The following is a 14,292-nucleotide window of genomic DNA, read 5'->3' as shown; positions in this document are numbered from 1 at the left end:
TAAATTAAGGTTCATCTTTTGTGATTTTAAGTCGTGCTAAAATTGGAAAATGGTCCGAATTTTTAAAATTATCAAAGGTTTCAAACTCCTTAACTTCAAAAATTTCATCAACCAAAATATAATCAATTCGAGCAGGATAATATTTATAATTATATGTTTTTCCAAAACCTTTTCCAGCTCTTACAAATGCATCTTGCATATCGCCTTTGATGTTGTTGTAAACGTAAGAAAAAGCAGAATTATTCATATCTCCGCATATAATTTTAGAACCTTTAAAATCATTCATATGCGATTGAATTAATTCCGATTGCACTTGCTGTTCTTTAAACGCGGAACTAATTCGTTTAAAAATCAATTTAGATTTACTTTCATCAATTTTCTCATTAATATCTGGACTGATATTGATTGATTGTAAATGTATGCTGTAAACACGAATGGTATCGCTTCCTTTAATCACATCGGCATAAACCACATTATTATCGGAGTTTGGCAAAGTTATTTCACCTTCATTAATCATTCTAAATTTTGAAAAAATAGCTTGACCCGATTTGATTTTTTTACCGTGCATTACAATATGACGAAATTTATAATCGTCAAATTCAAAATTTGCTGATTTTGAATATTCTTGAAAACATATAATATCAGGATTTTGTTGTTCGACAAAACGTTTAATATTTTCAGGAATATTTTCGTTAGGAATCCAATCAAACAAATTAAACAAACGAACATTATAACTCAATACTGTAAAATCTTCTTCTTCTTTGGCTAAAGTTTGCTCAGAAAATTTAAAAAATTTAGTAAAGAAGGTAATTCCCAACAAGAAAATCACAGAAGAAAGCCACATTTGACGTTTGAATTGAAACAGCCAATACACTAAAAAGAAAATATTAAGAATAAGCAAAGAAGGTAAAACCAAAGTTAAAACCGCAAAAAACGGAAATAATTTTGGCGCTAGAAAAGGCAAAACATATCCTATCAACGTACATACAGCGAGTATAACATTGAACACATATATTATTTTATTAAACCAAGAAAGGTTTTTCATGCCGTTTAGCGTTGCTTAAACAAAAATTCTTTTTCTTCTTTTGATAAACTTTCGTAACCCGATTTACTTATTTTATCAAGGATTACATCAATTTGAATTTGAACTTCATCTTTTTGATTCTTTTTAGGTTGAGATGAAGTTTGCCCATTTTTATTGTTTGTATAAACATTCTTAAAGTTAGTGTATTTCTTTTTATTTGGAGAAAATAAATCGTTAAGCCAAACAAAAAATTTCCCCATATCAAATCCTTTATTCAAACATTGAATATAAATAAATCCGAATAAAGCGCCACCTAAATGCGTAATATGACCGCCTGCATTACTCATTGGAATTTGAACAATATCCAAAAAAACAAAGAAAGCTGCAATGTACCAAACTTTTACATTTCCAATCAAAGCCAAACGGACGTTCATATTTGGTCGATACGTAGTAACGGCAAAAAGCAAAGCCATAATCGCACCAGAAGCACCAACTACTTGTGAGTTAATATCAAGAAAATTACTAGCGATTAAATAAGTCATTCCAGCGAAAATTCCACCAAAAACATAAACGGCAAGTAATTGAAATTTACTAAAAAACGTTTCGAATAACATCCCGACAAAATACAACATCAACAAGTTGAAAAGCAAATGAATAAAATCGGCATGTAAAAAACTATAGGTAATTAGCGTCCAAGGTTTATAAATAAATATTTCGAAATTAGAATTTAAACTAATGTTATCAACTAAAAACAAATAAACCGGTTGATAAAATGCTTTAAATATTATAAAAATAATAGCAACCGCAACATTCCAATACAATAGACGTTGTACGATGTTTCCTGCTTTATAACCACGTTTTAAATTCTGTAATAATTCCATAATTATCTATCCCAACGCATGTTGTTAAACTCGTTTTTTTTCCAAATCAAAACCATAATAAAACCCATTAAAGCACCTCCTAAATGTGCAAAATGTGCAACACCCGTACTCGTACCAAAAATAGAACCGCCACTAAAACCTAAATATAAATCGATTAATAAAATGGCAGGAACAAAGAATTTAGCTTTAATTGGAATTGGAATGAACATCAAAGCTAATTCTGCATTTGGAAACATAAATGCAAACGCAACTAACAAACCATATATTGCCCCAGAAGCTCCAACCGAATAAGGGTAATATGAAGACATTAAACCTTCTAATTGACTATGTGATAAAAATTGCATCCAATTTGGATTATAATTATTTCGACCATAGTTCAAAACTTCAAAAATGGAATTTTCTGTAAAACCATTAGAAACCAAAATATCAATTGCCGAATTTACTTGATAATAATTTACAGCCGTATGTAAAGCTGCAGCTCCTAAACCACATGAAATATAGAAAAATAAAAATTTCTTTCCACCCCAAAAATGTTCAATAGTTGAACCAAAAGAATATAAAGCAAACATATTGAAGAAAATATGTGGTAAATTTGCATGCATAAACATATGTGTCAAAATTTGCCACACTCGAAACAATGGGTTTTCGAAATAAAACAATGCGAAATATTCGGTTAACACAGGTACAAAATGAGTTGCACCAAATAAAATCACATTTATAATTAAAAGTTGCTTAACAACATTGGTAATTGGCATCATAACATAAATTTTTTATCAATATCTTCAACACGCATTGTAATGAATGTTGGTTTTAAAAATGGTGAAACGTTTGGTTCTTTACAAGCGAATAACGAATCTACAATATTTTCTTGTTCTTTATCTGTAAGATATGTTCCAGTTTTTACAGCTAAACTTTGTGAAAGCGATTTAGCAATTTTATCTTTTAGAACATCTTTTTCATCAGGAAATTCACTCTGTAATTCGTTTAATAAATCTTCTAAAACAATAGAAACTTCACTTTCAGAAATCGTAACTGGAATTCCAGAAATAATTACTTTTTCGTTATCTAAAGTTTCAAACAAAAATCCCATTTGAACTAAATCTGTCTGTAAACTTTTTAGCAATTCCATTTCGAAAGTTGCATAATATAAAGTTAACGGAAAAAGCAATTGCTGACTTGAATTATTTTGTAAGGATAAACTTTCTAGATAACGTTCGTACAAAATACGCTGATGCGCACGACGTTGGTCAATGATTATCATTCCGGATTTAATTGGACTTACAATATATTTTTTCTGAATTTGATACGATTGATTTTTAAAATTTCTTTCAGTATCGTCTAATTCAAATAAAGTTTCATTCTTAACTTCCGATTCAAAAGTATGTCCTTGAGCTGTTAAAATATCTTCTGTTGCGGGTTTAATTCCGTCATAAAGCGTTTCCCAACCAGAATTGGAATCTGTATTTTTTGAATACGAAGGGAAACTCGAAGCATTCATTTTAGAAGATAAACTTCCTGAACTAGAACTCTTAAATCCACTTGATGATTTACTCGAAAATACATCTTCATACGAACGATTACTTTTCTGATATTCATACGAACCCAATTTCACATCAGTATCCAAAAACGGATTAAAACCAGCATCTACCTGAACCGTTGGTTCAACAGATTTAGTATTTTCTAATGCATAAGGCGTATCTAAAGTTTCATCACGCTGAAAATCCAAAACAGGTGAAACTTGAAATTGACCTAAACTATGCTTTACAGTTGCTCGTAAAATAGCATACAACGCATGTTCATCATCAAACTTGATTTCTGTTTTCGTTGGATGAATATTAATATCAATACTATTTGGAGGTAACGTTAAATATAAAAAATAACTCGGATGCGTTCCTTCTTTCAGCAAACCTTCAAAAGCAGCAGTTACCGCATGATGCAAATAACCACTTTTAATGAATCGGTCGTTAACAAAGAAAAACTGCTCTCCTCTACTCTTTTTAGCATATTCAGGTTTTGCGACAAATCCTTGTATTTCGATAATTTCCGTAGTTTCTTGAACCGGAACTAATTTTTCATTGGTTTTTCCACCAAAAACATTTACAATTCGCTGACGGTAATTTGATGCTGGAAGATTAAACATCTCACTTCCATTATTAATCAACACAAATTGAATATTGTTATGAGCCAAAGCTACGCGTTCAAATTCATCAATAACATGACGGAATTCAACCGTGTCAGATTTCAAGAAATTTCTACGAGCTGGAATATTATAGAATAAATTTTTAACGATGAACGAAGTTCCATCAGGAACAACCGCAACTTCTTGAGAAACAATTTTGCTACCTTCGATAATAACATGCGTTCCCAATTCAGCATCGGCTTGTTTGGTTTTTAATTCAACGTGTGCAATCGCAGCAATTGACGCCAAAGCTTCGCCACGGAAACCTTTGGTTTGTAGTTTAAACAAATCTTCAGCAATCGAAATTTTAGAAGTCGCATGACGTTCAAAACACAAACGCGCATCGGTTTCATTCATTCCTTTTCCGTTATCGATAACCTGAATCAAGGTTTTTCCTGCGTCTTTAATCACAAGTTTAATAACCGTTGCACCTGCATCGACCGCATTTTCAAGTAATTCTTTTACAACCGAAGCCGGTCGTTGTACTACTTCACCAGCAGCAATTTGATTTGCTACGTGATCTGGAAGTAAACGGATGATACTTGACATGTGTAATTTGGTTTTAAATTAATTAACAAAAATAAACAAATAGGTCTGTTTTTACTAAATATTAAGTTGTAAAAATGTCATAAAAAAAGCCTGTTTTGTAAAAAAACAGGCTTTGAAATATTTTATAAATCTTATTGATTTAAAGCAATCATTTTTAATGCAGCAACTGCAGCTTCAGTTCCTTTGTTTCCGTGAATTCCACCACTTCTATCGATTGATTGTTGCTCGTTATTATCAGTTAACAAACAAAAGATTGTTGGAATATGATATTTCACATTCAAATCTTTGATTCCTTGCGTAACACCATCACAAACAAACTCGAAATGCATTGTTTCACCTTTGATAACACAACCGATTGCAATAACTACATCGACATGTTGTGTTTCAATCATACGTTTCGAACCAAAAATCAATTCAAAACTTCCTGGAACATCCCAACGAACAATGTTCACTGGTAAAGCACCACAATCGATTAAAGCATCAACTGCACCTTGATACAATCCGTTTGTAATTTTATCGTTCCATTCAGAAACCACAATTCCAAAACGAAATGGTTTAGCGTCAATCAACTGCGTTTTATCGTAATTCGAAAGATTTTTATTAGCTGTTGCCATAATATTATAGAGACATTCCTAAGTAATAATCAACGTTTGCTGCTTCAGGAGATGATTTATATTCTTCTTTAACTAAAGTAAATAATTTGAAAGCTTCTTCTTTTTTACCTAATTGCAATGCAACTAAACCAGCTTTATAAGAAAAACGTGGTGTAGTAAACTCATTTTTATTATGATTAGCTGCTTTTAAATAATATTCTAAAGCTTCGTTTGGTTGATTTAATTCAGAAAACGCATCACCAATCGCACCTAAAGAAGTTGCTTTTAGGATTAAATCGTCAGATTGAAATTTCTCTAACTGACCAATCGCTTCTTTGAATTTACCAGTATTTAAATAAGCCATACCTGCATAATAGCTAGAAATTGATGCAGCTTTAGTTCCTGAATAGTTTTCAGCTATTTTTAAGAATCCCATTTTTCCTTCAGCTCCATTTAAAGCTAAATTGTAAAGAGAATCCGTATCTTGACCATTTACTGCTTGGTCAAAATATTGTTGTGCTTGGAACATTTCATTTGCAGCTTCTTCTTCATTTGGCTCCATAATAAAATGGTTGTATCCTAAATATCCAACAGTTGCAACTGCTAAAACAAAAATACCTCCAAAAATAAACTTTTGATTTCTTGTAAACCAAGTTCCCATTTTCGATGCTGTTGTATCTAACGTATCAAAAACTTCAGCTGTTTCACTATCTTTATCATTAATATATTGAGCTGTAACAGTTTCATCTGCTTCTTCTTCAGGTTTTGGAGCTTTGTATCCTCTTTTATTATATGTTGCCATAATATTTTAGAAATTTAAAGCCACAAAAATAGGATTTTTATTCATATATAAAAGTCTTTCTTAACGATATTTTTCAGAAATTTGCAATACCTTCATTTATATTTAAATTTTTACAAAAAAATAAAAACGTGCATTTAAAAAATCTTTCGATATTAAACTATAAAAATGTTAGCGATAAAAGCTTTGAATTCAAGCATAAAATCAACTGTTTTGTTGGCAAAAACGGTATTGGAAAAACCAATATTTTAGATGCTATTTTTTACTTAGCAAATGGAAAAAGTTACTTTAATCCGATTGCTTTACAGAACATTAAACATAATGAAGATTTTTTTGTTGTTGATGGAATTTTTGAAAAAAACGACAAAAACGAACATGTGGTTTGTAGTCTAAAAAAAGGGCAAAAAAAAATCATAAAACGAAACGGAAAAGCTTATGAACGTTTTTCTGAACATATCGGTTTGATTCCGCTTGTGATTATTTCACCTTCAGACCAAGATTTGATTTCGGAAGGAAGTGAAACTCGTCGTAAATTCATTGATACCGTAATTTCTCAATTAGATGCTGTTTATCTTCAAGAGTTGATTCAATATCAAAAAATCATTATGCAACGAAATGCACTTTTGAAATATTTTGCTGTGAATTATACTTTTGATAAAGAAACACTTTCAATTTATAATGAGCAATTACATCATTTAGGAACATCGATTCATCAAAAAAGAAAAGATTTTATGGAATTATTTGTTCCAACTTTTCAGAAATATCATCAGCAAATTACGAATTCTCAAGAACAAGTTCAATTGAAATATTTCAGCCAACTTGATGAAGCACCTTTATTGGATTTGTTTGAAGAATCATTAGCAAAAGACCGCGCTGTTCAATACACAACTGTTGGCACACATAAAGACGATTTATTGTTGGAAATTGAAAATCATTCGATTAAAAAATACGGTTCTCAAGGACAACAAAAATCTTTTTTAATTGCCTTAAAGCTAGCACAATTCGATTTTATAAAGAAACAAAGTGGTGTTTTACCTATCTTGCTTTTTGATGATATTTTTGATAAATTAGATGCTTTTAGAGTTCAACAAATTGTAGAAATGGTAAACGATGAAACTTTTGGTCAACTGTTTATTACCGATACGCACGAAGACCGTACGGAACTGATTGTCAAATCGACGCATTTAGATTACGAAATCTTTCAACTTTAAAATTAAAATATCATTTGTTTCATTATTTTTGCAAACCAAAATATTCAAAATGGAAATCTTAAAAAACCACTCACTTAAAACCTTCAATACATTTGGAATTGATGCAAATGCGCGTGAATTCACAATTGTTGAAAATATTACCGAATTGATTGATTTAGTGAAACAAACACCAAAAAACGATTTTTTTATTCTTGGTGGCGGAAGTAATATTCTTTTGACAAAAGATATTGATAAATTGGTTATTCAATTAAATTTAAAAGGGATTTCTATTATTGAAGAATCAGATAATTTCGTTATTGTAGAAGCGATGGCTGGAGAAGTTTGGCACGAATTTGTACAATTTACATTGAAAAACAACTTTGGTGGATTAGAAAATTTATCCTTAATTCCTGGAAATGTTGGAACTTCACCAATGCAAAATATCGGAGCTTACGGAATTGAAATCAAAGATTCATTTTATTCTTGCAAAGCTTTAAATTTAGAAACATTTGAAATCGAAACATTTTATAATGACGCTTGTAAATTTGGTTATCGAGAAAGTGTTTTCAAAAACGAAATGAAAGGAAAATATATTATTTTATCTGTTCAATTTAAACTTACAAAAGAAAATCATAAATTACATATTGATTACGGAGCGATAAAACAAGAATTAGAAAAAATGCAAATTACAAATCCAACGATTCAGGATGTAAGTAAAGCAGTGATTCAAATTCGCGAAAGCAAACTTCCAAATCCAAAAGAAATAGGAAATAGCGGAAGTTTCTTTAAAAATCCGGTTATCACAAAAACGCAATTTGAAGCACTTTTAGAAACTAATCCGAATGCTCCTCATTATTCGGTTTCTGAAAATGAAATTAAAATTCCAGCTGGTTGGTTGATTGAGCAAGCTGGATTTAAGGGCGAACGTTTTGGAGATGCCGGAGTTCATAAAAATCAGGCTTTGGTTTTGGTGAATTACGGAAATGCAACTGGATCCGAAATTTTGGCAGTTGCTCATCAGATTCAAACTAAAGTTAACGAGCTTTTCAAAATCAATATCATTCCTGAAGTAAATATTATTTAAATATAAAAAAATTGCTAGAAAATATACCTTTATCACCCGAGTTTTTAAGCCTTGCTCCTATGCTGATACTTTATGTATTCATAGGAATTGTCGTTGTTCAATTGTTTTATTATTTAGGCGTTTTTTCGAGTTTCTCTTTTTCGAAAGAAAATGAAAACAATCCAAAACGTATTCCGATTTCGGTTATTGTTTATGCGAGAAATCAGGCTGAAGATGTAAAACGATTACTTCCAAATTTGGTAAATCAGAATTACCATGATTACGAATTGGTTTTGGTTGACAATGCATCAACTGATGAAACCTTAGATATTTTTAAGGAATATGCACAAATGTTTTCAAACATTAGATTGTGTCGAGTTGAAAATAATGAAGCTTTTTGGAACAATAAAAAATATGCACAAACATTAGCAATCAAAGCTTCTAAGAACGAATATTTGCTTTTTATTGATGCTGAACAAAACATCGATAACGAGTTTTGGATTATATCAATGGCTTCGAATTTCACCTTTAATAAAACCATTATTTTAGGACCTTCGATGTACATCAAACTTAAAGGTTTCTTTAATAAGATTATTCGATTTGATTCTGTTTTTTCACAATTACATAGTTTTTCTTGGACAAATTACGGAGCTCCATTCTCTTATTTTTCTAAAAATATTGGATATAAAAAAGAAGAATTTTATAAAGTAAACGGTTTCATTACACACATGAATACTCGTTTTGCCGAGCAAGAATTATTCATGAATGAAGCTTCTCAAAGTAAAAATACGACTTATACGATTTCTAAAAATGCCTTTGTTTATTTAGAACCAATAACTAAATTAAACGAATGGCAAACAAAGAAAGAAGAAGATGAAATTGTTTTATCAAAATTAAACAATGCAACACGAGTTAAAGTTCGCTTATTTAATACTTCGCAATTTTTGTTTTTTGTTTTTGCAATTGCCTTATTGAGTTTACAAATTGAATGGATAATTACAACTATTATTATTGCTTTTAGATATTTGATAAGTTGGATTGTTGTTGGGAAATCTTTAAGTAAATTTCAACAAAAAGATTTGATTTGGATGTTTCCAATTTTAGAATTTCATCGAACTATAAATCAAGTAAAATATTCAACACAAAATATATTTAGAAAAAAAACTGCCTAGATTGGACAAGAAAATCGACATAAAAGAAAAAATTGAATTGGCCAAAACGGGCGACCAAATTGCTTTTACTTCAATCCTTAATTACTATTGGAATGAGGTTTATAATTTTATGCTAAAACGTAGCGGAAACGAAACGGATGCTGAAGATATTTGTATTGAAACGTTCTCAAAAGCATTTGATAAAATCAAAAATTACAATCCCGAATACGCTTTTAATACTTGGTTGATTAGCATTGCAAAAAATGTTCATATTGATATGTTGCGAAAACGAAAAGCTTCTTATTTCGTTGAGATGACAGAAGATGAAGAATTCATTTACAAAAACATTGCAGACGATTCGCCAACGCTAGAAGATGAATTGATTTTTGAGCAGAATTTAGCAACTTTAAAAAATTGCATCAAACAACTGAAACCGCATTATCAAGAGATTATTCAGTTGCGTTATTTTCAGGAAATGAGTTATAACGAAATAGCTAAAGAAATCAATGAACCGTTAAATAACGTAAAAATAAAATTACTTAGAGCAAAAAAATTATTGGTAGAATTGATTGCTTCGAAAGAATAAAAAAAAGCTGTTTCAAAATCGAAACAGCTTTTTTCATGCATTACATTCTATTATAATTTTATAACAATAAATTCAGATCTTCTATTTACTTCATGCTCTTCATTTGAACATTGAACACTATCTTTACAATGATTTAATAAAAGTGTTTCTCCAAATCCTTTATAAGTAATTCTATCAGAAGAAATTCCTTGAGAAATAATCCATTCCGCAGTAGATTTTGCTCTACGCTGAGATAATTTCAAGTTGTAATCATCATTTCCTCTGCTATCTGTAAATGAACGAACATCGATTATCATCTTTGGATTATCTTTCATTACAACTACAATTTTCGCTAATTCTTCTGCTGCATCTGGACGAATAAAATCTTTATCAAAATCAAAATAAATCGGTTTCAAACTCAACACTTTAAACAAATCATCTTGTGGTTTAATTTCGATTTTCTTCCTGTTAATTTCAATAGTCCGAATTGTTTTTCCTTGTTCGCTATCAAGTACAACAACTTCTTCTTTTATTTCATATTCAGGATAATCAACACGAACACGGTAACTTTCGCTACATTCAAAATCATAATCAAAAACATAACTTCCATCTTTCATACGATTTGTTGAGTTTAGTAACCCATAACCCATATCGTACAAATCGATTTTGGCATTTGGAATCACAGCTTTAGTTTTACTATCAACTACAATCAATCCTAAATCTTGAATACAATTGAAATTTAAACTTCTAGTTTCAAGAAAACCATAAATGTCATCTTTTCCAATTCCACCGTTTCGATTACTCGAGAAATATCCTCTTTTCGTTTGTTGATTGATGATATATCCAAAATCATCATATTGACTATTCAAAGGTGCGCCAACATTCTGAACAGGACTGAAACTACCATCCTTCAAAATCTTAGATGCAAAAACATCTAAACCACCAAGGCTTGGACGTCCATCACTTGAAAAATACAATTCGTTGTTATCAGTAATAAAAACAAAAGTTTCTCTTCCATCTGTATTGATTTCAGATCCTAAATTAATAGGTTGTCCAAAACCTTCTTCCAAAATAGAAACCTTCCAAATATCAGAACTTCCAAAACCTCCAGAACGATCCGAAATAAAATACATTTCATCTTCATTTGTATTTAAAGTTGGATGCGCCGTATTAAAATTATGATCATTGAATGGAAGTTCGGTAACGTTTGTCCATTTATTATCTATGAATTCTGCACGATAGATTTTTAATAGTGTGATATTATTTAGATTATAACCACGTTCTCCATTCAAATAATTATTTCTAGTGAAATACATGGTTTTTCCATCTTTTGTAATTACAGGAGATGATTCGTTAAAAATACTATTTACTTTTCCATTGAATCGTTTTGGCTTTGCAAGATTACCTACAGAATCAATTTCAGATTGATAAATTTTGGTAAAAGAACCACCTGTCCAACTAAAAATACGTTTGAAAAAATTACCAGTATCTCGAGCAGATGTAAATAATAATTTATCATCATGAAAATTTGCACTATAATCTGAATATGGCGAATTTATTTCCAATGAACTTAAAATATATCTTCCTGAGTTTCTAACTATTTCTTCTTGAGAATCAACCTTTGAACTGATAATTAAGGCACGCGTCGAATTTTGATTCTTTTCTGCAAATTTTTTAAAATATAAATCAGCATTCTGATTATCACCAATATTTTTCAAAGTTTCTGCATAACGATAATAATACTCAGACTCTAAATCTTCAAAATTATAATCCGTAAATAAGATTCCATACCATTTATTTGCAGAAGCATATTCTCCATTAAAATAATATGAATTACCTAATTTTTTTAAAATATCAGAACTGACAAAACCATTATTTGCAACTTGTTCATAAGTATTTATCGCATAATAATATGCTAAATTATCATATTGTTTATTTGCACGTTTCAAACCAGTTTGGGCTTGTACGAAGGTATTTCCTAAAAACAAAGCAGATACCAAGGCAACTAATTTTAATCCTTTTTTCATAACTTTCATATTTTAGAAGAATCGAGGTGACATTAAACGATCGTACTTTTTGAATAATTCAAATCTCAAAAAAATCTCATGCGAACCTGAATTATAATTAGCTAATTTGGTTGTTTCGCCATCATACGAATATCCCAACATTAAACCATCTGTAATCTGAAATGCCGCTAAAGCACTCCAAGCTGCATTTACGCGATACGCTGCTCCTAAAGTTAACTTTTCGCTAAACAAAAAATTTGCAGTAATATCTGATTGTATTGGAGCTCCTTGAACTGCTTTGAACATTACGGCTGGTTTGAATTTTAGATTCGGATTCAAATCAAAAACGTAACCTCCCATTAAATAAAAATGCATTTTAGTTTGTACCGTTGCATAAATATTATCGTTATAACGATCGGTTTCTAAAAAATTTGGAACCGATAAACCGATATAACTTTTTGTATTATAATAATAAACTCCGGCTCCGATATTTGGAGTAAACTGATTCGCAATATCTTTACTTAATTTTGGATCATTTTGATTATGTAAATTTAGATTGCTATAATTTACGTCCAATAAATTTGCAGAACCTTTCAGACCGAATGCTAATTTATTATCATATCCATCTAAATTCACTGTATAAGCAAGATCTACAGAAAAAGTATTTTCTTTCATAGCACCAATTTCTTCATTCATAAAAGAGATTCCTAAACCTAGTTTACTATTATTAATTGGCGTATTAATTGAGAATGCATTGGTTTTTGGAGCACCATTAAGCCCAATCCATTGATCTCTTCTCATACCATAAATACTCATTGTTCCACGAGATCCTGCGTATGCCGGATTTATATTTGTTGTATTGTACATATAATGTGTGTACTGCGGATCTTGTTGAGCGAAGGCAAATAAACTATTTAAAGCTAACATTGCCAATAAAATTATTTTTTTCATGCTTTGTTAGATTTAATCGTTATTTTCTAAATGTAAAAAACCTGCCTTATTAACCATATAAGATTCACCATCACGATTATATTCATATTCTAAAATATAATAATATGTTCCTGTTGGTAATTTATTCGAACCACCAAAAGATTGTCCGGTATTAGCAAAACCGTTGAAAACATTATTATCACTATCGTAGTTTGATGTATGATAAACTTCAGTTCCCCAACGATTAAAAATCTTTACAGAATTTTTTGGGAAATTTTGAATATTATCAATAATCAGATAATCATTAATTCCATCACCATCTGGAGTTACACCATCATAAATAACAACATCTCCAGGATTCAAAAGATTTGGTTTTATAGTAGCTAAAGTAAAAATTCCGAATCCATCAACTTCAACGGGAGTTGTTACTGTTTTATTCTGAAAATCGACAATTCCACCTTCATCAACCCAAAGATTTTGGCTCAAATCCCAACGAACAACATGTAAATATTTGGCATCTTCAACTAGCAAATCTTTTGGAGTGATTTGATCATCCCAAGAAAGCGTTAAAATCACAGAATTTTTACTATAAATTTCTTTGTTTATAATCCAATATTCTTTATCATTAATTTTATTAATAACACCTGTTTTATTTTTATGGGGATATAAATTATCAGTATTTTCATAAAAATATTGCCCAATATACTGATCCACAACATTAGACGGAGCAGAAATACCAGCAAATCGATAATTACCAGAACCACCAATTGGAAATTTAAAAGAATCATTACCTTCCTTTGTTACTAGTCCATCGACAAAACTTTTTGAAGAAGCATTTGTTTGATTAGCACCATCGAGAAAGGTAAAAGAACCTCCATTATTTTTATTTACAAGTACAATTCCATCATAAAAATTTACAATTCCAGAACTTTCAATTTCATTATCTAAATGAAAAGCGTAATCTATTGCAGGTTTATTAAATAATACATCATAAAAGAAACTTGGAGAATCTCCAGTTATTTTCTGAATAATATCATTTTTACCTTCAAAGACAACATAGCCAGAAGTTGAATTCGATGAATAACTAAATAGTCCTTCGTTTTTATAATTTCTGTAAAAATGAAATTCTCCATTGTTTATGAAATTACCTGAAGACTCATTAGTGAAATTTAAATTACTTGAAACTTGTGTTCCTGTTTTTGTATATATTAAGCCACGATTAACAGCTTCATTGACTTGAGCTTGACATTGCAAACCCAAAATAAAAACTGATATTGTATTCACTATTTTTCTCATATATGTTCTTTTAAATGTTCGTAAATACACATATTGGAAAATAATTATAAAAATGCATTCTTTTAT

13 protein-coding genes are annotated in these 14,292 nt (G+C 30.2%); 4 read left to right on the top strand and 9 right to left on the bottom strand.

The window, feature by feature from the left end; translation table 11 throughout:
* Nucleotides 1-4: 4 nt before the first annotated feature.
* The 6 genes from EG240_RS08110 to EG240_RS08085 form a co-directional block, all read right to left on the bottom strand.
* Nucleotides 5-1,045, bottom strand: a complete 1,041-nt coding sequence (locus EG240_RS08110; RefSeq protein WP_125018889.1) for an endonuclease/exonuclease/phosphatase family protein — start codon at nt 1,043-1,045, stop codon at nt 5-7.
* A 5-nt stretch (nt 1,046-1,050) separates the two neighbouring features.
* Nucleotides 1,051-1,905, bottom strand: a complete 855-nt coding sequence (locus EG240_RS08105) for a rhomboid family protein (RefSeq protein WP_235830353.1) — start codon at nt 1,903-1,905, stop codon at nt 1,051-1,053.
* A gap of 2 nt (nt 1,906-1,907) precedes the next feature.
* Nucleotides 1,908-2,660 (bottom strand): rhomboid family intramembrane serine protease, encoded by a 753-nt coding sequence (locus tag EG240_RS08100; protein ID WP_162497962.1) that lies wholly within the window; start codon nt 2,658-2,660, stop codon nt 1,908-1,910.
* Nucleotides 2,660-4,633, bottom strand: a complete 1,974-nt coding sequence (gene mutL / locus EG240_RS08095; protein ID WP_125018886.1) for a DNA mismatch repair endonuclease MutL — start codon at nt 4,631-4,633, stop codon at nt 2,660-2,662. The genes EG240_RS08100 and mutL overlap by 1 nt, the downstream gene beginning before the upstream one ends.
* A gap of 131 nt (nt 4,634-4,764) precedes the next feature.
* Nucleotides 4,765-5,247, bottom strand: a complete 483-nt coding sequence (ribH, locus tag EG240_RS08090) for a 6,7-dimethyl-8-ribityllumazine synthase (RefSeq protein WP_125018885.1) — start codon at nt 5,245-5,247, stop codon at nt 4,765-4,767.
* Nucleotides 5,248-5,251: 4 nt separating this feature from the next.
* Complete coding sequence (locus EG240_RS08085) at nt 5,252-6,028, bottom strand: tetratricopeptide repeat protein (protein ID WP_125018884.1); 777 nt, start codon at nt 6,026-6,028, stop codon at nt 5,252-5,254.
* A gap of 128 nt (nt 6,029-6,156) precedes the next feature.
* On the opposite strand from EG240_RS08085, the gene recF reads away from it, so the two are divergent.
* Genes recF through EG240_RS08065 form a run of 4 tightly spaced genes read left to right on the top strand, consistent with a single transcriptional unit; the run spans nt 6,157 to nt 10,015 of the window.
* A complete protein-coding gene (gene recF / locus EG240_RS08080) occupies nt 6,157-7,236 on the top strand; it encodes a DNA replication/repair protein RecF (protein ID WP_125018883.1) in 1,080 nt (359 codons plus the stop codon).
* A gap of 49 nt (nt 7,237-7,285) precedes the next feature.
* Nucleotides 7,286-8,299: a UDP-N-acetylmuramate dehydrogenase gene (murB, locus tag EG240_RS08075; RefSeq protein ID WP_125018882.1), complete on the top strand. Its 1,014-nt coding sequence runs from the start codon at nt 7,286-7,288 to the stop codon at nt 8,297-8,299.
* 59 nt (nt 8,300-8,358) lie between these two features.
* Nucleotides 8,359-9,450: a glycosyltransferase gene (locus EG240_RS08070; protein ID WP_125018881.1), complete on the top strand. Its 1,092-nt coding sequence runs from the start codon at nt 8,359-8,361 to the stop codon at nt 9,448-9,450.
* Nucleotides 9,451-9,463: 13 nt separating this feature from the next.
* Nucleotides 9,464-10,015: an RNA polymerase sigma factor gene (locus tag EG240_RS08065; protein ID WP_125018935.1), complete on the top strand. Its 552-nt coding sequence runs from the start codon at nt 9,464-9,466 to the stop codon at nt 10,013-10,015.
* A gap of 50 nt (nt 10,016-10,065) precedes the next feature.
* Here EG240_RS08065 and EG240_RS08060 read toward each other — a convergent pair whose 3' ends face one another.
* From EG240_RS08060 to EG240_RS08050, 3 genes are read right to left on the bottom strand one after another with little or no spacing between them, the layout of a single operon-like run.
* A complete protein-coding gene (locus EG240_RS08060; RefSeq protein WP_158612007.1) occupies nt 10,066-12,021 on the bottom strand; it encodes an OmpA family protein in 1,956 nt (651 codons plus the stop codon).
* A gap of 12 nt (nt 12,022-12,033) precedes the next feature.
* Nucleotides 12,034-12,951 (bottom strand): PorP/SprF family type IX secretion system membrane protein, encoded by a 918-nt coding sequence (locus tag EG240_RS08055; protein ID WP_125018879.1) that lies wholly within the window; start codon nt 12,949-12,951, stop codon nt 12,034-12,036.
* Nucleotides 12,952-12,963: 12 nt separating this feature from the next.
* Complete coding sequence (locus EG240_RS08050) at nt 12,964-14,214, bottom strand: gliding motility-associated C-terminal domain-containing protein (RefSeq protein ID WP_158612006.1); 1,251 nt, start codon at nt 14,212-14,214, stop codon at nt 12,964-12,966.
* Nucleotides 14,215-14,292: the final 78 nt, after the last annotated feature.

The organism is Paenimyroides tangerinum (assembly GCF_003865405.1).
GTDB classification, from domain to species: Bacteria; Bacteroidota; Bacteroidia; order Flavobacteriales; family Flavobacteriaceae; genus Flavobacterium; species Flavobacterium tangerinum.
The sequence above is the reverse complement of the archived record's forward strand: the minus strand, read 5'-3'. Positions and strand labels throughout refer to the sequence as shown.